General features: G+C 37.1%; 22 protein-coding genes, 1 pseudogene and 1 other annotated feature (1 of these 24 only partly in view). Of the genes and pseudogenes, 19 read left to right on the top strand and 4 right to left on the bottom strand.

All coding sequences use genetic code 11. From position 1 onward, the window contains the following. Window positions 1–13, top strand: a sequence feature (ribosomal protein L21 leader region) (it extends 124 nt beyond the left edge of the window). A 13-nt stretch (window positions 14–26) separates the two neighbouring features. From rplU to pheA, 7 genes are all read left to right on the top strand, one after another. After that, window positions 27–335, top strand: a complete 309-nt coding sequence (gene rplU / locus KDN24_RS18370; protein ID WP_409971941.1) for a 50S ribosomal protein L21 — start codon at window positions 27–29, stop codon at window positions 333–335. Between the two features lie 11 nt (window positions 336–346). Beyond that, the gene (locus KDN24_RS18365; protein WP_409971940.1) at window positions 347–679 is read left to right on the top strand and encodes a ribosomal-processing cysteine protease Prp; all 333 of its coding nucleotides are present in this window, start codon (window positions 347–349) and stop codon (window positions 677–679) included. Window positions 680–691: 12 nt separating this feature from the next. After that, window positions 692–985: a 50S ribosomal protein L27 gene (gene rpmA / locus KDN24_RS18360; RefSeq protein WP_409971939.1), complete on the top strand. Its 294-nt coding sequence runs from the start codon at window positions 692–694 to the stop codon at window positions 983–985. Between the two features lie 285 nt (window positions 986–1,270). After that, window positions 1,271–1,810 carry a Spo0B C-terminal domain-containing protein gene (locus KDN24_RS18355; RefSeq protein ID WP_409971938.1) on the top strand — a complete coding sequence of 180 codons (540 nt, stop codon included), beginning with the start codon at window positions 1,271–1,273 and terminating at the stop codon, window positions 1,808–1,810. A gap of 97 nt (window positions 1,811–1,907) precedes the next feature. Further along, window positions 1,908–3,197, top strand: a complete 1,290-nt coding sequence (gene obgE, locus KDN24_RS18350; RefSeq protein ID WP_409971937.1) for a GTPase ObgE — start codon at window positions 1,908–1,910, stop codon at window positions 3,195–3,197. A gap of 25 nt (window positions 3,198–3,222) precedes the next feature. Continuing rightward, window positions 3,223–3,678, top strand: a complete 456-nt coding sequence (gene thrR / locus KDN24_RS18345) for a transcriptional regulator ThrR (RefSeq protein ID WP_409971936.1) — start codon at window positions 3,223–3,225, stop codon at window positions 3,676–3,678. Between the two features lie 254 nt (window positions 3,679–3,932). Further along, window positions 3,933–4,802, top strand: coding sequence for a prephenate dehydratase (pheA, locus tag KDN24_RS18340; protein ID WP_409971935.1), 870 nt, complete (start codon window positions 3,933–3,935; stop codon window positions 4,800–4,802). 87 nt (window positions 4,803–4,889) lie between these two features. On the opposite strand, the gene KDN24_RS18335 is transcribed toward pheA, so the two are convergent. Then, window positions 4,890–5,426, bottom strand: a complete 537-nt coding sequence (locus KDN24_RS18335; RefSeq protein WP_409971934.1) for a transcription repressor NadR — start codon at window positions 5,424–5,426, stop codon at window positions 4,890–4,892. A 451-nt stretch (window positions 5,427–5,877) separates the two neighbouring features. On the opposite strand from KDN24_RS18335, the pseudogene safA reads away from it, so the two are divergent. The 6 genes and pseudogenes from safA to KDN24_RS18305 form a co-directional block, all read left to right on the top strand. Next, window positions 5,878–6,060: pseudogene (gene safA, locus KDN24_RS18330) on the top strand (SafA/ExsA family spore coat assembly protein); the annotation flags it as partial. Window positions 6,061–7,504: 1,444 nt separating this feature from the next. Then, complete coding sequence (locus KDN24_RS18325) at window positions 7,505–8,512, top strand: phosphotransferase (RefSeq protein ID WP_409971932.1); 1,008 nt, start codon at window positions 7,505–7,507, stop codon at window positions 8,510–8,512. Window positions 8,513–8,591: 79 nt separating this feature from the next. Then, a complete protein-coding gene (locus KDN24_RS18320) occupies window positions 8,592–9,296 on the top strand; it encodes a YhcN/YlaJ family sporulation lipoprotein (protein WP_409971931.1) in 705 nt (234 codons plus the stop codon). Window positions 9,297–9,670: 374 nt separating this feature from the next. Then, a complete protein-coding gene (locus tag KDN24_RS18315) occupies window positions 9,671–10,051 on the top strand; it encodes a GntR family transcriptional regulator (RefSeq protein ID WP_409971930.1) in 381 nt (126 codons plus the stop codon). After that, the gene (locus KDN24_RS18310; RefSeq protein WP_409971929.1) at window positions 10,048–10,908 is read left to right on the top strand and encodes an ABC transporter ATP-binding protein; all 861 of its coding nucleotides are present in this window, start codon (window positions 10,048–10,050) and stop codon (window positions 10,906–10,908) included. The genes KDN24_RS18315 and KDN24_RS18310 overlap by 4 nt, the downstream gene beginning before the upstream one ends. Beyond that, complete coding sequence (locus KDN24_RS18305) at window positions 10,909–11,538, top strand: ABC-2 transporter permease (RefSeq protein ID WP_409971928.1); 630 nt, start codon at window positions 10,909–10,911, stop codon at window positions 11,536–11,538. Window positions 11,539–11,625: 87 nt separating this feature from the next. On the opposite strand, the gene aroD is transcribed toward KDN24_RS18305, so the two are convergent. Beyond that, a complete protein-coding gene (gene aroD / locus KDN24_RS18300) occupies window positions 11,626–12,390 on the bottom strand; it encodes a type I 3-dehydroquinate dehydratase (RefSeq protein WP_409971927.1) in 765 nt (254 codons plus the stop codon). Window positions 12,391–12,628: 238 nt separating this feature from the next. On the opposite strand from aroD, the gene KDN24_RS18295 reads away from it, so the two are divergent. Further along, on the top strand, window positions 12,629–13,168 hold the full coding sequence (locus tag KDN24_RS18295; RefSeq protein WP_409971926.1) for a BofC C-terminal domain-containing protein: 540 nt from the start codon (window positions 12,629–12,631) through the stop codon (window positions 13,166–13,168). 55 nt (window positions 13,169–13,223) lie between these two features. Here the strand turns inward: KDN24_RS18295 and KDN24_RS18290 are convergent, their stop codons facing one another. Continuing rightward, window positions 13,224–13,745: an endonuclease gene (locus KDN24_RS18290; RefSeq protein WP_409971925.1), complete on the bottom strand. Its 522-nt coding sequence runs from the start codon at window positions 13,743–13,745 to the stop codon at window positions 13,224–13,226. 213 nt (window positions 13,746–13,958) lie between these two features. On the opposite strand from KDN24_RS18290, the gene ruvA reads away from it, so the two are divergent. The 5 genes from ruvA (at window position 13,959) to yajC (ending at window position 18,256) form a co-directional block, all read left to right on the top strand. Beyond that, on the top strand, window positions 13,959–14,570 hold the full coding sequence (ruvA, locus tag KDN24_RS18285; protein ID WP_409971924.1) for a Holliday junction branch migration protein RuvA: 612 nt from the start codon (window positions 13,959–13,961) through the stop codon (window positions 14,568–14,570). A 24-nt stretch (window positions 14,571–14,594) separates the two neighbouring features. Next, on the top strand, window positions 14,595–15,596 hold the full coding sequence (gene ruvB / locus KDN24_RS18280) for a Holliday junction branch migration DNA helicase RuvB (RefSeq protein ID WP_409971923.1): 1,002 nt from the start codon (window positions 14,595–14,597) through the stop codon (window positions 15,594–15,596). Window positions 15,597–15,646: 50 nt separating this feature from the next. Continuing rightward, a complete protein-coding gene (queA, locus tag KDN24_RS18275; protein ID WP_409971922.1) occupies window positions 15,647–16,675 on the top strand; it encodes a tRNA preQ1(34) S-adenosylmethionine ribosyltransferase-isomerase QueA in 1,029 nt (342 codons plus the stop codon). Window positions 16,676–16,724: 49 nt separating this feature from the next. Beyond that, on the top strand, window positions 16,725–17,864 hold the full coding sequence (gene tgt / locus KDN24_RS18270) for a tRNA guanosine(34) transglycosylase Tgt (RefSeq protein WP_409971921.1): 1,140 nt from the start codon (window positions 16,725–16,727) through the stop codon (window positions 17,862–17,864). Between the two features lie 107 nt (window positions 17,865–17,971). Beyond that, entirely contained in the window at window positions 17,972–18,256 is a 285-nt protein-coding gene (gene yajC / locus KDN24_RS18265) for a preprotein translocase subunit YajC (protein ID WP_409971920.1), read from the top strand. Between the two features lie 61 nt (window positions 18,257–18,317). On the opposite strand, the gene KDN24_RS18260 is transcribed toward yajC, so the two are convergent. Beyond that, complete coding sequence (locus tag KDN24_RS18260; protein WP_409972001.1) at window positions 18,318–18,707, bottom strand: TIGR04086 family membrane protein; 390 nt, start codon at window positions 18,705–18,707, stop codon at window positions 18,318–18,320. Between the last annotated feature and the right edge of the window lie 191 nt (window positions 18,708–18,898).

Here is an 18,898-nt window from a genome sequence, read left to right as displayed (position 1 = left end):
TCTTAGTTAAAGAGGAGGTGCAGTTCATGTACGCGATTATTGAAACTGGTGGAAAGCAAGTACGTGTAGAAGAAGGTCAAGCTATCTACATCGAAAAGCTTAACGTTGAAGCAGGCGAAACAGTTACTTTTGATAAAGTTCTTTTCGTTGGCGGAGATAGTGTAAAAGTAGGAAGCCCTGTTGTTGAAGGTGCTACTGTTACGGCTAAAGTTGAAAAGCAAGGCCGTGCGAAGAAAATCATTGTTTTCAAGTATAAAGCAAAGAAAAACTATCACAAGAAGCAAGGTCATCGTCAGCCATACACTAAAGTTGTGATTGAAAAAATCAACGCTTAAGGTGAAGCTCGATGATTGAAGTTACGATTAATCGTAAAAATTCCGGTATGATTCAATCATTTTCAATTAGCGGCCACGCTTTTTTCGCTGAAAAGGGAAATGATATTGTCTGTGCAGGTGTATCAGCTGTTTCAGTTGGGACAATTAATGCAGTATATGCTTTAACTGGCATCACTCCAGAGATTGAACAGAACGCTGATGGATTTCTCCATTGTGTAGTTCCCGATCATTTATCGGATGAAACGAATGGAAAGATTCAACTTCTTTTAGAAGGAATGGTTGTCTCTTTGCAGACGATTGAAGAAGAATACGGACAGCATATAAAAATTACCTTCAAAAAATAGGAGGTGGAATACATGTTACTAAAATTAGATCTTCAGTTATTTGCATCTAAAAAAGGAGTAGGTTCTACTAAGAACGGTCGTGACTCTATCGCTAAGCGTCTTGGTGCTAAGCGTGCAGATGGTCAATTCGTAACTGGCGGCTCTATTCTTTACCGTCAACGCGGAACAAAGATTTACCCTGGTGTAAACGTTGGTAAAGGAAAAGACGATACACTTTTCGCAACAGTTGATGGCGTTGTTAAGTTCGAACGTTTAGGCCGTGACCGTAAGCAAGTGAGCGTATATCCTGTAGCTCAAGAAGCATAAGCAATTGAGATGAAAACTCTAACCTTAAGAGGTTAGAGTTTTCTTTTTGCTGATGAATCAACTTTTTGTCTCCCTATATAAGAACCATATAAGAAATCGGGAATGAGTAGTTCGAAAAAGAAAGATTGGGCGCTAAGATTGTTTTTAAAATGGATGCGTTGCTAAAAAATAAACTGTTTTGAAAACTTCGTTATTTCCTTAAAGTTGCTTACTGTTTTGCACTTTTTTTTGATATACTAACTTACAAGCAGTCTCTAGCACTTATGAATGTGTAGGAGTGGATATATGAATAAGAACTGGAATACGATTGAGGTGCTGCGTCATGCGCGCCATGATTGGTTAAACAAAATTCAACTTATTAAAGGAAATCTCTCATTAAATAAAGTGGATCGAGTAAAGGAGATTATTGACGAAATCATCGTAGAGACCCAGCAGGAAGCTAAACTTTCAAACATGAAAATTCCCCAGTTCGCCTCACTGCTTCTTACATATAATTGGGAAAATCACCCTTTTCAAGTGGAATATGATGTTTTAGATTATACGATATGCGATTATTTAGATGATGAATTGCTTGTAAAATGGACTTGTTCTTTTTTTAGCTGTCTAAATGCAACTGTTAAGAAGTTTAATGAAAACCATCTATCTGTGACAATTGCACCGCAAAAAGAGGGTGTCCGATTCTTTTTTGATTTTAGAGGAATAATAACTGAAAAAGAGCCACTCGAACAATTATTAAATAAAGAAACGACTGTTCCAACATTAAATGTTCTAATATTCACTGAACAAGAGCTTTCACTGGAGCTATTTTTTCAATATAGCAAGTAAAGTGGATAATTTGATTTAACCGTCAGTGGAACCCATCACTGCCGAAGATTTTCTATCTCGAAAAGATGTTATGAACAGCTTAGACTGGAGGAATTAAATGTTTGTCGATCAAGTTAAAATTTATGTAAAAGGTGGTGACGGGGGCAATGGGATGGTTGCTTTCCGTCGCGAAAAATATGTTCCAAAAGGTGGACCTGCTGGTGGAGATGGCGGTAATGGTGCAGACGTTGTTTTTGAAGTTAATGAAGGTTTGCGTACGTTAATGGATTTTCGCTATCAGCGTCATTTTAAAGCTTTGCGTGGAGAACATGGGATGTCAAAAAATCAGCATGGTAAAAATGCAAAGGACATGGTTGTGAAGGTTCCACCAGGAACAGTCGTTACTGACGTGGAAACTGGTGAGGTAATTGCTGATTTAACGGAGCATGGACAAAGAGCTGTCATTGCTAGAGGTGGACGTGGAGGCAGAGGAAATACACGATTTGCCACACCTTCAAATCCTGCACCTGAACTGTCTGAGCATGGGGAGCCTGGAATTGAAAGAGAAGTAATTCTTGAATTAAAGCTATTGGCTGATGCAGGATTAGTCGGATTTCCTAGTGTCGGAAAATCAACGCTATTATCGGTAATTTCTTCGGCAAAGCCGAAAATTGCTGAATATCATTTTACGACGATTGCCCCGAATTTAGGGATGGTTGAAACGGAGGATAACAGAAGCTTTGTGCTAGCCGATCTTCCAGGATTAATCGAAGGAGCTCATTCAGGAGTTGGACTTGGACATCAGTTTTTACGACATATTGAACGGACCCGTGTCATCGTTCATGTTATTGACATGGCAGCGACAGAAGGAAGAGATCCTTTCGAGGATTATATAACGATCAATAATGAATTAAAGGAATATAATTTACGTCTAACAGAAAGACCACAAATCATTGTCGCAAACAAAATGGAAATGCCTGGGGCAGAGGAGAATCTTCAAACATTTAAAGAACAATTGCAAGAAGATTATCCTATCTTCCCTATATCAGCCATTACGCGTCAAGGTTTAAGGGATTTATTGTTTGCAATTGCTGACAAAATAGATGAAACACCTGAGTTCCCGCTTATTCAAGAGGAACAAGAAACTGGAATTCATCGTGTTGTCTATAAACATGAAGCAGAGCAAACAGAATTTATGGTTACAAGGGATTCAGCTGGTACCTTTATCGTTTCTGGTGATGCGATTGACAAGCTCTTTAAGATGACTGACTTTTCAAGAGACGAGTCTGTTCGTAGGTTTGCTAGACAGCTTCGAGGAATGGGTGTTGATGCTGCATTGAGAGAAAAAGGTGCAAAAGACGGAGATACGGTTAAGCTGCTCGATTATGAATTCGAGTTTATTGATTAACCTCATTTGTTGACGGGGTGAATATATGAAACAGGACAAACTAGACAAAAAATTTTATTTAGTTCGTGAAGATGTTTTGCCTGAAGCGATGAAGAAAACGTTAGAAGCAAAAGAATTAATGGAACGTGGAAAAGCTGAATCTGTATGGGACGCTGCTCAAAAGGTTGATTTAAGTAGAAGTGCATTTTATAAATATCGTGATACCGTTTTTCCTTTTCATACTGTTGTAAAGGAGCGTTTAATCACATTATTTTTCTATTTAGAGGATCGCTCAGGGACGCTATCACATTTATTAAGTGTTGTTGCGGGTTCAGGCTGTAATGTGATGACGATACACCAAACCATTCCATTGATGGGAAGAGCCAATGTTACTTTATCTTTAAACACTACTGAGATAGAAATAGAAATTGATGAATTACTAACGATGCTTAGAAGATTAGAGTTCGTTGAAAAAGTAGAGGTACTCGGTTCAGGCGCTTAATAGAATTCTCTGTGTTAATGGGAAATTTTGATTTATTCATCTGTTGATTGGAGCGGAAGGTGCGAGACTCCTGCGGGAGGAAGGGACAAGAGAGACCCCGCAGGTGCGATAGCGCCGAGGAGGCTCTCGGACCGCCCGCGGAAAGCGAGCAACCTGGAGCGGAAATCAACCACTTTGTTTAACAAAGCTAATATGAAAAGCTGAGGCTGCTTGCCCAGAGGCGACAAGCTTAAGACAAGAGGGGGGAAAACACCGTGAAAATCGGCTACTTAGGTCCGATTGCAACATTTACGGATATTGCAGTTCGGGCGATGTTTCCTGGAAATCAGGCTGTTCCTTATTTAACAATTCCAGCTTGTTTTGATGCCTTATCAGAGGATAAAATCGAAATCGCGGTCGTTCCTCTTGAGAATGCACTCGAAGGTTCTGTAAACATTACTCTTGATTATTTAGTTCATGAAGTGGATATGCCAATAATAGGTGAGATTACTGCTCCAATTCGGCAGCATTTTATGGTTCATCCAAACAATCGAGAAAAATGGCTTGAAACGGAAATGGTTTATAGCCATTCACATGCAATTGCACAATGTCATAAATTTCTTCATAAAGAATTGATGGGCATTCCATGTGAAAATACTACATCTACAGCTGCGGCAGCTCAATTTCTAAAGGAAAATCCCCGAATAAAAGGGGGAGCTATTGCAAATGAATTAGCTGCTGAGGTGTATGGGCTTGCGATTGTTCGTGAGGATATTCACGATGTTAGTTATAATCACACTCGATTTATCATCCTTTCAAAAAGACAAGTGCCATTAAGTGAAGAAGTTGGAATGTTTGGTGGTTATAAAACAACTATCATGATTATGTTGCCATCTGATCGTGCTGGGGCACTCCATCAAGTGTTGTCAGCTTTTGCATGGAGAAAACTAAACCTATCAAAAATTGAGTCTAGACCGATGAAGACAGGCTTAGGTAATTATTTCTTTATAATAGATGTTGATATGAAAAAAGATGATGTATTAATTCCAGGTGTCGTTGCTGAATTAGAGGCACTTGATTGTAAAGTAAAAATTCTTGGCAGTTATCCTTATTATCAGCTCGGAATGAAAAAATGCTCAGTCTAACCTAGGCAATGTCAAGCTTTAAAAATAGGAGTGAGACATGCAAAACATCTTGTTTTGCATGTCTCACTCTTTATTTTTCAGTGAAATCTATTCAACTAGAAACTTTGCTTTTCTTAATGCTTGCTCTGCATCGTCTAAGTTTTTCTCGGAGGGTGCTGAAAGCGTATGAAGATGAAACCCTTCCGTTAGTTCCGATAAATAGGAAGCATTTGTCGATTTTATTTTTTCCATAAATTGTTTCGTTTCTTTTCTATTCGAAACCATGACGGAAGCAGTTAAATCCCCATAGACAGGATGCTCGATTTTCACATCTTTGACGGTTACACCACAATCAACAAGAATATTTAATTCCTCTTCTGTGTTTTCTGGAGGATGGTAGCAGGCAATTACTCGTTCAAAAGAAGGAGTAAGGGAAGCCTGTTTTAAATATATATAGCCTTGGCTTGTCGCGATAATAGGGTCACCTTTCGCCTTAAGCAAAGTAATATCACCTACAATAACTTGTCTACTCACATTGGCTTTTGCAGCAAGTTCACTTCCTGTAATCGGTTCAGATGAATCTTTTAATAGCTGAAGCAAGAAATCTCGTCTCTCATCACCGAATATTTTTTTCTGATCCTTCATAAGATTATTCTCCCTTACGCGCTAATATTAATTAATTTTATCATAAGTAAAATCATTATTGCTTGAAACTAAAGCATTCTTATCATATTTTCAAAAATAAATGCATAAGTTTTTGTGAAGATTAATAGCAATTTGCCCATTTTGTCATACACTATATGGACTTATCACAGATGATCGAGTTGGAACCCCACACTATATAGAAATCGAGATAGTGAGAGGTCACAGCACGTAAAGGCTTGCAAATACAACCAAAAAAGAAAGATTTACTTAGCTTCAGCACCTAGCCTCGATGCCCAAGGATGCGCTAGCCATGCAGAGTCTTAAAACTCATAGAGAATCCGTTCAATATTGCAATAGGCCTATGAGTCTCCTGCGATTTTACTACAGAAATAATGATGGATTCATTATTTCGAAGGTGCTTTAGCTTTTTAAGACTAGGAGGGAAATCAGAGTGAAGATCCATATCGTACAAAAAGGGGATACTCTTTGGAAGATCGCCAAAAAGTACGGCGTGAACTTTGAAGAGCTAAAGAAAATGAATACACAGCTCAGTAACCCTGATATGATTATGCCTGGTATGAAAATAAAAGTTCCAGGAGCTGGAGGAACGATAAAAAAAGAGACTCCTGTTGGAAGCAAACCAGGCACAAATATTAAGATGGGTACGAAAAAAGAAATGCCAATCGAACACCCTGTTAAGAAAGAAAAGCCAATCACCAAGCCTATTGTTGAAGCACCTAAGGAAGTGCCAAAAAAAGAGATGCCCGTTGTTGAAAAACCACAACAACAATTACCATTAAAACAAGTAGAACTCCCGAAAAAACCCTTTGTTCCGAAGATGCCTAAGCCCGTTATGCCGGAAATTGATATAAATAATTACTATATGATGAATATGGCCAATATAGCTCCACAACAACCTGCTCAACTACCGCCAAAACCGATTCAACAACCAATCATGAAACCAATTGAGCATAAACCGATTCAAAAGCCAATCATGAAACCAATCGAGCATAAACCGATTCAAAAGCCAATCATGAAGCCAATTGAGCATAAACAGATTCAACAACCAATCATGAAACCAGTTGAACATCCGCTTCCACAGCTTCCACCAAAGCCAGTAAATGTTCTTCCGCAAGTGAAGCCCATTTCTGAATATAGTCCAGAGATATATGAGAGTGAATCATACTCTCATACACATAAAGGAGGGTATACTCAACCAATGTATCCATATCAACCGAATTGCCTTTTTCCTATTTCTCCAGTAATGCCAGGCTCTGGTTTTCAAGGAGGATATCCGCAACAAATGCCATATCCTCACGTACAAGGTGTAGCGAGTGTGCCAATGTATCCAAGTGCTACAATGCCAATGCATCAAATGCCACATCATGGGATGGCAGGTGTTGAAAGTCATGGTTATGTCGAGTCTTCTTCCATGCACGTGCCAATGCATCATCACATGCCAATGCATCATCACATGCCAATGCATCAACACATGCCAATGCATCAACACATGCCAATGCATCATCAAATGCCGCATATAAACCCAGCATTCACACAACCAACTCAAGCGCAAATGCCTGCACCAGTAATGGGTATTGAAGAGTCACAGTTTCCACTTCAGCCCTCATATACAGCACCAGCTATGCAACAGCCAATATATGGTTATCCAGAAGTACCTTGTCAACCATATCAATTAGTGCCGATCTCTCCAGTTATGCCTGGTTCAGGTTTCTGTGGTCCGACACCAGTGACTTATGGGTTTCCGGAGATGGGCGTTATGCCACAAGTACAAGGTGTAATGGAGGAGTATCCACAAATGGCGCAAATGCCAATAAGCCCAACGCAAGCTCAAATGCCTCTTATGCCGATGGAAAGTCAACAGCACTTAATGCCAACACACGGAGTTAAAGGTGTAGAGGCGGGTTGTGGGTGTGATGGAGGAATGCCGCACTATGGTTCTCCAGCCTTTGGAATGGGAGGAGATCCAATGTATAACGTTCCATACGGTCAACAGATGGGCTTCCCACCTTCTCCATATATGAATCCGTATGGTTATGGACCAATGGGAGGGACTGCATTTGGAATGCCTCGCAGTTCTGAAGAGAGCAGTGGATTTGACGTATGACCATAGAGGAGACGATTTGTTCCATGATCGTCTCTTCTCTTATTTACAGAAGCAGCTTCCTTTTTCTATCGATAAGATTAAACCAATTAAAAATAAGGTTTACCTAGTTGAGTCAGACCATTTAAACTTTATTTTGAAAGGGTTTTCCAGTTATGATCGTTTAAGGCTTCAAGAAAATTTCACAACCGCTTTAAGTCAAAGTGGATTTGAAAACACGTATTCTTTTTATCCTCTAACGAAATTTCCATTATTTTTTGAACATACTTATTATGGTTGCTTGCAATATATAGAGCCTTCAGAAAAAGAATTTAGTTATAAACTAAATAAAGATCGATTAGATGGAACCCATCTGTTAAATCAATTTCATTTGTCTACAAAATGGTTAACGAATATATTTCAGATGCTTATACCTACCTTTTGGCAGATTGAAAAATGGCAAGAAAGATTTGCAATATTTTTCAATAATCTGCCGATTGTAAAATATTTCATTCAAGAGAAGATGTTAGCTGAAATTATTGTTTGGGCAGATTGGTCACTAAAAGGAATGATAAGTGAGTCGCATTTATTCATGAATGACGAAAAAGTTATTTTACATGGTGATGTTGCACATCATAATTTTCTCAGAGCAAAAAATAATAAATTATTCTTAATCGATTTTGATTTAATTAGTATTGGAATTCCTCATATCGATTATTTACAGTACGCTAACCGTATTTTGCCACATCTCAATTGGTCTTTTGAGAAGTTATTCCATTATGAAAAGCTTAAACCATTTCTTAATGAAAAAGGATTTATTTATGCACTTGCATTTCCGACAGATATTTTTCGAGAATGGAATCGGGCGATAAAAGAAGGTACTTATTTACAGCATGAAAAGCTGGAACAATTATTAGAAATGACTGAAGGTCAATTTGCAGAAAGACAGGAGTTTTTCAAGCAATTAGTATATGCCAATGAATGAAAGCTTCTGATTCTTGCCACTATATAAAGGAGCAATAAGTTTTTGCTCTCGTTCGTACTTTGGCAAGGAGGTTTAAAGTTTGAATAAAAAGCTCATACAATTTCCCATAATAGCTGCATTGTCCTTCGGAATAGTTGGATGTGGAATGAACGATAAATCGGCTCTTCAAAATCGCGATCGGAATATGACTCAGCCTGTAGGCTATTATTCGAACGAAAATCATGCTCAGAACCGTGGAGGGAATGCTCGAATACTGGATGGCACCGATAATGATGGGCCAGCAACCGAATTGATGGATTATTCCTTCGGTCTTAAAGGAGAAAATTATCGTAATAATCAGAGAAACCGTCCAGTTAGAAATAATGCAAGAAATTCAGCTCAACTTTTTAGTCGTGAAGACATGAACTACCATGGGCATTTAGGCGATAACATAAGGAAAGTTGAAAGCTCCTACTACTATGAGGCTTACGAAGGGCATTTAGTAGAAAAAATTAACGATACAGTAGCTAAAATTAATAATGTACAGGATGTTCAAACAGTTATTCATGGGAACAATGCGATCATTGCTGTCAATCTTGCAAGCACAAATCATGTAAATGAAACAAAAGCTGAGATTAGGCGAGCAATTCGGCCCCTTTTGCAAGGAAAGACAAGTAGGATTGTTACCGATGCAAGCACGTTTAGCCGTCTAAGAAATATTGACAATGGCTTACGTGATTGGGGACCGAAGGATCAAATTTATTTAGACTTAAACAATTTATTTCGAACGAATAATAATAGGTAAATTCTTTTACCAGCGGAGGGTGTCCCAAAAGTATTACTTTTAGGTGCACTCTCTTTTTTTTGTTCTTATTAAACGTTAATAACGATTTTTTATCAAAGTTCATCCTGATTTTTGCGCTGAGTTGATTGGAGTGGAAGACGCGAAGACTCCTGCGGGAAAAGCGGACAGGTGAGACCCCGCAGGAGCGTGAGCGGCGAGGAGGCTTACCGTTTGCCCCGCGGAAAGCGAAGCGTCTGGAACGGAAATCAACGGACAGGACCTTTTGAGTCAGTCTCTTTTTTTATTTTTCTCTCTTATGTAACAAAAATTAGTTGACTGTTTTGTATATAGTGTATATATTATATATATACACTATATAAGCTGTGGGTGAATAAATGAATATTATTATTTCGAATACATCGAAGGATCCGATTTATCAACAAATTATTAAGCAGATAAAAGAGTTAGTTTTAAAAGGGGAACTGCAAGAAGGAGACTCTCTTCCTTCAATCAGACAACTTGCAAAAGATTTGCAAATAAGTGTGATTACAACGAAACGTGCTTATGAAGAATTGGAGAATGATGGATTTGTCGTTTCCATTGTTGGAAAAGGTTCATTTATTGCTAGTCAAAATCAAGAGCTGTTAAAAGAAAGACGATTGAAAATTATTGAAGATAAATTAGCAGAGGTTATTGAAGAAAGTAAGCTAATCAATCTTTCTAAAGATGAATTATTAGAATTGTTGTTAATTCTTTATGGAGATGATGATAAATGACAAATGTAGTTGAATTCAGAAATGTCACAAAAGCATTTAAAAATTTCTCAATAAAAAACGTTTCCTTTTCAATTAAAAAAGGGTATGTGACAGGGTTTATCGGGGCGAATGGAGCTGGGAAAAGTACAACGATAAAATTATTAATGAATTTAATAAAAAAAGATAGCGGAGATATTTCAGTTTTTGGTTTAGAACAAGATAAGCACAATGAAGCAATAAAGGAAAGAATAGGCTTTGTTTATGATGAAAATTGCTTTTACGACACTTTAACGATTCGAGAAATGAGAAAAATCATTGCACCGATGTATAAGAAATGGAATGACAAACAATTTAAGAAATATTTAGATCAGTTTCAACTACCAGAGAAGCAACTAATTAAAAGCTTTTCTAAAGGAATGAAAATGAAGATGGCCATCGCATTTGCCATTAGTCATGATCCAGAATTTATTATTATGGATGAACCAACTTCAGGGCTTGATCCCGTTTTTCGTAGAGAAATTTTAGAACTTTTGCATGACATCATGTTAGATGAGCAAAAGACAATCTTTTTTTCGACCCATATCACTACTGATTTAGACCGAATTGCAGATTATATCACCTATATACATCAAGGAAAAATCTTGTTTTCAAAAGAAAGGGATGACCTGCTCTCTGAGTACGGAATGGTGAAGGGGCGAAACGATTTATTAGATAGAGATACAGAAAAGGAGTTTGTTAGCATTCGTAGAACAAATGTAGGCTTTGAAGCTCTGACAAGCAATATTATGCAAACGAAAGCTGTTTTTGGTCATGATGTGTTAATAGAAAAACCAACTCTTGAAGATATTATGTATTTTACGAATAAGGGGGAGTATTAAATGTATCAATTAATCTTAAAAGATGTTCTCCTATTAAAAAAAATCTTATTATTAATTTTAGGATTTATTGTTTTCTTTTTTATACTTGAGAATCCTCCGGCATTTGCTGTTGCTATAGCGGGTTTTATCTATATTTCGAATTCCGGAAGCTTTGATGACAGGAGCCATTCAAATTTAATGTGGAACAGCTTGCCGATTAGCCGCGCTAAAATTGTTTCGGCGAAATATGTTAGCATTATTATTTTTGGGTTATTTATTAAAGGACTAGTAACCGTTTTACAAGGGTTGCTCTATTCTGTTCTTAATATGTATGAACAGCCTTTTCCAGAGGCAAATCAACTTATTATTGGATTTTTAATTGTTTTAATAGTCGCATCCGTTTATTATCCGATTTATTATAAATTTGGTGAGAAATATGCAAGGATCCTTATGATGATAGCGGTATTTGGGACGGTTATTCTTGGAAATATGGTTTGGCACTTAGTGAGTCAATATGTTGAAAATATTCTCCAGATTCTTAGCCAATATTCAAGTGAACAACTAATAATGTTTGGAATTATTTTAACGCTCCTATTTTTTGCAAGTTCTTGGCTGTTATCAATAAAGATTTATAAAGAAAAGGATTTTTAGGTTTATATTTAGATAGGCTTCAAAATAACAACAAAAATCCGTTCCTATCTTTAAAAACTAGGACGGATTTTTGTCCATTTGCTGAGATTAAAGATGCTTATGCAAAATATTTAAGATCTCCCTCAACTCTTGTACATCTACTTGTCCTGGTGCTGAGGCTTTTTTTGCAGCTCCGAAAGTGATGCTTGAGCCAAACACTTCTCCGGCAATCCGGCTGACGATGCCTTTACTTGCCATTGACATTGTAATAATTGGTCTATCAGCAAATTTCTCCGCCATGGTAGCAGTCGCATCCAGCAATGTTAATAGATCAGTGGTAGTTGTAGGCATAACAGCCATTTTAGGGAGATCACTCCCTAATTCCTGAGCTTTTCTTAAGCGAGAAATGATTTCTTCTTTAGCAGGAGTCTTTTCAAAGTCATGATTGGAAATAATAACAAACAGATTATGAATATGAGCTATTTCTACTAATACTTTAATATCTTGTTCATCATTAAACAACTCAACATCTATCACATCCACCTCGCCAGTTTCGGCAATGGCTTTGTTTAATGCCACATAATATTGTGAGCTTACATTTATTTCTCCACCTTCTTTTGCACTCCGCAATGTGAAGATCAGTGGCACATCTCTTAACCGTTTACGAATTTCCTTTAATGTCACCTTTACCTTTTCAATATCTTCAACATGTTCAAAAAAATCCACTCGCCATTCAACCATATCTAAGTCAATTGTTTGTAAATAAGCTGCTTCTTCTAAAAGTTCAGCTAATGTTCTACCGACCATTGGCACACAGATTTTTGGTGCGCCCTCACCAATGACAATATTTTTAATTTTAATCGTTTTCTTCAAAGGTACCCCCTCCAATACACAAACCCGTTTAGATAAAAAAATAGTAAGTAATCTTATATGATGATAATTATAGTCTTACATCAAAGATGATAACAAACAATTTTTTACTTTCATTTAGCCATCGATTCAATAATGGAGTAAATTCAGAAAATAGCAGGATAAGGTTTACAAAAATGGTTACACTACATAAGGTAAGGACTCATTATATGTGTGTACTCAATAAAAGAGGTGAATAAATATGAAAAAGCGCATTGCTACTTTCATATTGACAATTTTGATGATAATTCCAATTACTATTTTTTATCCTTGGATAGGAAATGATAAAAACAATATTGTAAAGGCAACAAAAAGTGATGAGGAACCAATTGAATTGACCGTCATATTAGAAAGAATGTATGTGGATGGGGAATTAAGTCAAGAATCCGTTGTCGAAAAAATTTGGTCATTAGAAGATTTTTGGGCAAAATATGATGACTGGCAGCTTATTGAAATGAAGAAAGCTCAGCTCGTATTTCGCAAAAATATCGATGATATTTCCCCATTATTAAAAGCAAATGGCTACTTTGGGATTACAAATGAAGGCGTGTTTACTATCTTCAATGGGAGGCCGAGGCAAACAAATATTATCCAATCATTTTTTCAAATTGATTTAGGAAAACTTGAAAGTAAAAAATGGGAGGAACTGAAAAAAGGAATACCCATTAAAACAAAAGAGCAATATGTTGAGGTAATTGAGACGTTTAAAGTTTATTCGAAAATAAAGGAAGATGGAAGTTAATCAATGAATAAAAAAACATCGATTCACGGCAATCGATGTTTTTTTATTTGTAAGTTTATTTTTCGATTTGTGTAATCATATATTGATTATCTTTTAATTGTAAATGGTATGTTGTATTTTCAGCTGTTTTGATGGTTGCTTTATCATCGTTTCCTTCAAATTCTACGTTTTCAATAGTTGTATCAAGGAAGGAAGGTGCGAAATAAGGCTCTACATTCGTTATCATTTGACCTTCAGCTGTTTTATTTTCTGTGGCATAATGTTCGTAAATAGACTTGGCAACATCTTCACTGTAATAGTTGGAGAGAAATTGTACAGCCTTATCATTCTCTGCGAAGTTTTGATTCATGATCGGTGTTTCACCGTCAGCAGCAGTTTCTTTATGAAAAACTTCATTTACCTTCAATTCAGCAATTCGAACGGAATTATACATTTTTGTTTTAATAGAATCTGTCAATTCTGTCGCTGTTTTTTCTTCAGACTTATTTTCTACCTCTTTTTTCTCAGCAGAAGTAGAGCAGCCTGCAACTGCAAAAACTAGAGAGAAAATAGTTAAGAATGCTAATAATTTTTTCAAGTTGAAAACCTCCTATGTTGTTTCAAAACATTATATATTATAATCGTGATTGTCAATTTTGCAAGCTTTTTCTTTTTGTCAATTATGACGGAAAAGAAGACTTTTATTTTTCGAGCATCTATCCTTGTACTTGTGTAACACTCAAAACTTCCAATGATGGAATAAACATTTTATGATACAATGGAGTACAGCAAATTAGAGGAGCGGAAGGCATTGTTTGAATTTATTAAAGGTCGCATCGATTATATTGGACCTGAATATGTCGTTATTGAAAATAATGGAATTGGCTATCAAATGTTCACACCAAATCCATTTAGCTTTCAGAAGGAATTCGGAGAAGTAGTAAAAGTATTTACTTATCAGCATGTAAGACAGGATATTTTAGCATTATATGGGTTTCAATCGCGTGAAGAGAAAACATTGTTTATGAAACTATTAGATGTTACCGGAATCGGACCGAAAGGCGCCTTAGCCATTTTAGCTTTTGGAGAGCCAGAACATGTTGTTCAGGCAATTGAAAATGAGGATGAGGCTTTTCTTGTTAAATTTCCTGGGGTAGGAAAGAAAACAGCTAGACAGATGATTCTGGATTTAAAAGGAAAACTACAAAACTTTGTTCCCGACTATTTTCCCGATTTGTTTTCACCCGATAAATTACAGTCGAATGATCATAATCGAGAAATTGAATTTGATGAAGCGGTTCTCGCCTTACAAGCACTTGGCTACTCAGAAAAAGAAATTAAAAAGATATCTCCAGTTTTACGTAAAGAAAAGCTTACAACTGACCAATACATAAAAAAAGCCTTACATATGCTTTTAAAATAATAGCTAGTTGCGTGGTGATCGTGAATGGAAGAGCGGATTATTAGAAGTGAGGCAGATATTCAAGAAATATCTTTTGAGACTAGTCTGCGCCCGCAAACATTAAAACAATATATTGGACAAAATAAAGTGAAGGAAAATCTCGAAATATTTATTAAAGCAGCGAAGTTAAGACAGGAAACACTTGATCACGTCTTGCTTTACGGTCCGCCTGGGTTAGGAAAAACAACGCTTGCAGCCATTATTGCGAATGAAATGGGCGTCAATCTTCGTACAACTGCTGGTCCTGCTATTGAGAGACCTGGTGACTTAGCTGCGATCTTAACTGCATTAGAACCGGGTGATGTGCTGTTTATTGATGAAATCCATCGATTACCTCGAACAATCGAAGAGGTGCTTTATCCAGCTATGGAGGACTTCTGTCTTGATATTATTATTGGAAAAGGTCCAAGTGCAAGATCGGTTCGACTTGATCTTCCTCCTTTTACATTAGTTGGAGCTACGACAAGAGCTGGTGCACTTTCTGCACCATTAAGGGATCGTTTCGGAGTTGTTAGCAGACTTGAATATTATAATGAAGCTCAATTGCAAGAAATTGTCGAGAGAACAGCAGATGTACTAGAAACCGAAATTGACCGTCCTGCCGCTAATGAAATTGCGAAAAGGTCGAGAGGAACCCCTAGGATTGCCAATCGTCTATTGAGAAGAGTAAGGGATTTTGCTCAAGTTAAAGGTGATGGGGTCATTAATTGTATTCAAGCTAATGAAGCATTAGAGCTTCTTCAAGTAGACCGTTTAGGGTTGGATCATATTGACCATAAATTATTAAGAGGGATCATTGAGAAGTTCAGAGGCGGTCCAGTTGGTTTGGAAACAATAGCGGCAACCATTGGAGAAGAAGCACATACAATTGAAGATGTTTACGAACCATATTTATTACAAATAGGATTTTTACAAAGAACACCTAGAGGAAGAGTAGTAACCGAAATGGTGTATCGTCATTTTCAATTGGAAGTTCCATTTGAATAGTGATGATCATTCGTTTTTAGCAAGACATATTTATTAAAGTTGGTGCCATTATGAAAGTAGATATATTTGATTTTCATTTACCAGAGGAATTAATTGCCCAAACGCCCCTGCCTGATCGGACAAGCAGTAGATTAATGGTATTAAATAAATCCACTGGTTCGATTAAAAATGAAACATTTATTCATATTACGGATTATTTGCAGCCAGGGGATTGTCTCGTATTAAACGATACGAAAGTGATGCCAGCTAGGCTATTTGGAGAAAAAGAAAATACCGGAGCGAAAATAGAAGTTCTTCTTTTAAAACAGCTTGAAGGCGATAAGTGGGAAACATTAGTTAAGCTAGCAAAAAGAGTGCAAGAGGGAACGAAAATTATTTTTGGCGATGGAAAATTAACGGCCATTTGTTTAGAAACTGCTGAACATGGTGGAAGAGTTCTTGAGTTTCAATATGATGGGATTTTTTATGAAGTTCTTAATATGTTAGGCGAAATGCCTTTACCTCCCTATATAAAAGAACAGTTAGATGATAAGGATCGTTATCAAACTGTTTTTGCTCGTGAAATTGGCTCTGCTGCAGCACCGACTGCAGGACTTCATTTTACTGAAAAATTGTTAGATGAAATTCGTGCATTAGGTGTTCATATTGCCTTTATCACACTTCATGTTGGTTTAGGTACGTTCCGTCCTGTTAGTGTTGACGATATTCATGAGCATGAAATGCATGCTGAATATTATCATATGACAGCACAAACAGCCAAATTATTAAATGATGTGAAAGCAAATGGAGGCAGAATTATTTCTGTTGGGACGACATCAACGAGAACATTAGAGACGATTGCGACTTCAAATAATGGAAAATTTATTGAGGCAAGTGGATGGACAGACATCTTTATTTATCCAGGCTATGAGTTTAAGGCGATTAATGGGATGGTAACGAATTTTCATTTACCGAAATCAACACTCATTATGCTTGTCAGTGCATTAGCAGGTAGAGAAAACGTCCTAAATGCATACAACGAGGCCGTTAAGGAACATTATCGTTTCTTTAGCTTTGGCGACGCGATGCTAATCATATAAGGGATAAAGGGGTATATCCCCCTGTCTCATTGGAAGGAGAACAGTCAAATTGACAGCTATTCGTTATGAACTAATTAAAACATGTAAGCAAACTGGCGCTCGTCTTGGCCGTGTACATACTCCACATGGCTCTTTTGAAACACCTGTCTTTATGCCAGTCGGAACATTAGCAACAGTGAAAACGATGTCACCGGAAGATTTAAAAGAAATGGGAGCAGGAATAATATTAAGTAATACATACCATCTTTGGTTACGTCCTGGCCACGATATTATCGAAGAAGCAGGTGGCCTCCATAAATTTATGAACTGGGATCGCGCCATTTTAACAGATTCTGGTGGTTTCCAAGTATTTAGTTTAAGTGAATTTCGCAAAATTGAAGAAGAAGGCGTACATTTTCGAAATCATTTGAATGGGGATAAACTATTTTTATCACCGGAAAAAGCGATGGAAATTCAAAATTCTCTCGGTTCAGATATTATGATGGCTTTTGATGAATGTCCACCATATCCTGCTACATTTGAATATATGAAGAAGTCAGTTGAAAGAACATCACGTTGGGCGGAGCGCTGTTTAACAGCCCATAAACGTCCAAATGATCAAGGTTTATTCGGAATCGTCCAAGGTGGAGAGTTTGAAGAACTTCGCAGGCTAAGTGCAAAAGACTTAGTTTCACTTGATTTCCCAGGCTATGCGATTGGTGGCTTATCTGTAGGAGAACCGAAGGACGTGATGAACCGTGTGCTTGATTTTACTACGCCATTATTACCTTCAAACAAACCTAGATATTTAATGGGAGTAGGCTCACCTGATTCATTAATCGATGGTGCCATTCGCGGAGTCGATATGTTTGATTGTGTTCTTCCATCAAGAATTGCAAGAAATGGTACTTTGATGACGAGCGAAGGTCGATTAGTTGTCAAAAATGCGAAATATGCAAGAGATTTTGGTCCGATTGATAAGAATTGTGATTGCTATACATGTAGAAATTACAGTCGTGCCTACATCCGTCACTTAATTCGCTGTGACGAAACTTTCGGAATTCGACTTACAACTTACCATAATCTTTATTTTCTGCTAAAATTAATGGAAGAGGTCAGACAAGCGATTAGAGAAGATCGTTTAGGTGACTTTAGAGAAGAGTTTTTCGAACAATATGGTTTTAATAAACCAGATGCGAAGAACTTTTAAAGCCTTTAGGCTAAATACGCCAAGGGACTATGATTCATGATTGTTCAACTACAAAAACAATCACTCGTTTTTCAACAAAATAAAAAAATATGAAAGGAGGGGAAAGTATGGAAATGCTTGGAACATTAGGACCACTTTTATTAATGTTTGTGTTATTTTACTTCTTGCTTATTCGTCCTCAGCAGAAGCGTCAGAAGGCGGTTCAGCAAATGCAGAGCGATTTAAAAAAGGGAGATAAAGTGGTTACAATTGGAGGTCTTCACGGCTTTATTGATGCGATTGACGAAGGTAAAGTTGTCATTAAATGTGGAGATGGAAGCCGTCTTACATACGATCGTGGTGCCATTCGCGAAGTAACAGAAGCTACAGCAGGCGATATGCTTTCAAAGTAAGTCTAAAAAATCAAGGATTAAATTGAGAAAGAAGCGGGATCAGAGGATTCCGCTTCTTTTTTTATGCAGTTCTTGATTTGTTGTTAGACATATTCACGCCTAGAATCCCACCCATCATGGCGATGAGTATGTAACAAGTATGATAAATGATTTGTTCTATATCGAATAATCGATCAAATCCTAAATACTGAAACAAAAATATAATGACAGAATAAATAACCCCGGTTAATCCTCCAAGGAGCCAGCCCTTTTGTTTTCCTTTTCCTCCGGAAATAAAGCCCCCAATAAAGAGTGATATAAAGGAAATTGCGGTGATGATATGACGTAACGATGATTCCTGGAGAGATGTGAACTTAAGTAATAGTGAAAAAATTAAACTGCTCACAATGGCAAGCACAAATACGGTAATAATTCCGTATAGGACGCCGCTGACATTTCTTGATTCTTCGATTTTACTCCACTCCTTTCACTTATCTACGGTTATCTAACCAGTCTTTTTAGACCGGCTATTCCTTAGTACAAGCATATTCATGAATTGGAAAAATAGAATATAAATTTTGTCAGGGATTCTGAGAATAAATGTTTAGAATACATGATTTTAATTTCAACGCGCATAATAAGAGGCAAATATTATTTAAATGG

It is taken from the genome of Cytobacillus sp. Bva_UNVM-123, assembly GCF_046351715.2.
Taxonomy (GTDB): domain Bacteria; phylum Bacillota; class Bacilli; order Bacillales; family Cytobacillaceae; genus Cytobacillus.
The sequence above is the reverse complement of the archived record's forward strand: the minus strand, read 5'-3'. Positions and strand labels throughout refer to the sequence as shown.

Excerpts from the sequence above, each read along its gene's own strand:
- rplU (WP_409971941.1), top strand. The coding sequence starts at position 27 with ATGTACGCGATTATTGAAACTGGTGGAAAGCAAGTACGTGTAGAAGAA.
- KDN24_RS18305 (WP_409971928.1), top strand. The coding sequence starts at position 10,909 with ATGTATCAATTAATCTTAAAAGATGTTCTCCTATTAAAAAAAATCTTA.
- thrR (WP_409971936.1), top strand. The coding sequence starts at position 3,223 with ATGAAACAGGACAAACTAGACAAAAAATTTTATTTAGTTCGTGAAGAT.
- KDN24_RS18365 (WP_409971940.1), top strand. The coding sequence starts at position 347 with ATGATTGAAGTTACGATTAATCGTAAAAATTCCGGTATGATTCAATCA.
- yajC (WP_409971920.1), top strand. The coding sequence starts at position 17,972 with ATGGAAATGCTTGGAACATTAGGACCACTTTTATTAATGTTTGTGTTA.
- KDN24_RS18310 (WP_409971929.1), top strand. The coding sequence starts at position 10,048 with ATGACAAATGTAGTTGAATTCAGAAATGTCACAAAAGCATTTAAAAAT.
- ruvB (WP_409971923.1), top strand. The coding sequence starts at position 14,595 with ATGGAAGAGCGGATTATTAGAAGTGAGGCAGATATTCAAGAAATATCT.
- KDN24_RS18335 (WP_409971934.1), bottom strand. The coding sequence starts at position 5,426 with ATGAAGGATCAGAAAAAAATATTCGGTGATGAGAGACGAGATTTCTTG.
- rpmA (WP_409971939.1), top strand. The coding sequence starts at position 692 with ATGTTACTAAAATTAGATCTTCAGTTATTTGCATCTAAAAAAGGAGTA.
- KDN24_RS18315 (WP_409971930.1), top strand. The coding sequence starts at position 9,671 with ATGAATATTATTATTTCGAATACATCGAAGGATCCGATTTATCAACAA.
- KDN24_RS18295 (WP_409971926.1), top strand. The coding sequence starts at position 12,629 with ATGAAAAAGCGCATTGCTACTTTCATATTGACAATTTTGATGATAATT.
- obgE (WP_409971937.1), top strand. The coding sequence starts at position 1,908 with ATGTTTGTCGATCAAGTTAAAATTTATGTAAAAGGTGGTGACGGGGGC.
- queA (WP_409971922.1), top strand. The coding sequence starts at position 15,647 with ATGAAAGTAGATATATTTGATTTTCATTTACCAGAGGAATTAATTGCC.
- KDN24_RS18355 (WP_409971938.1), top strand. The coding sequence starts at position 1,271 with ATGAATAAGAACTGGAATACGATTGAGGTGCTGCGTCATGCGCGCCAT.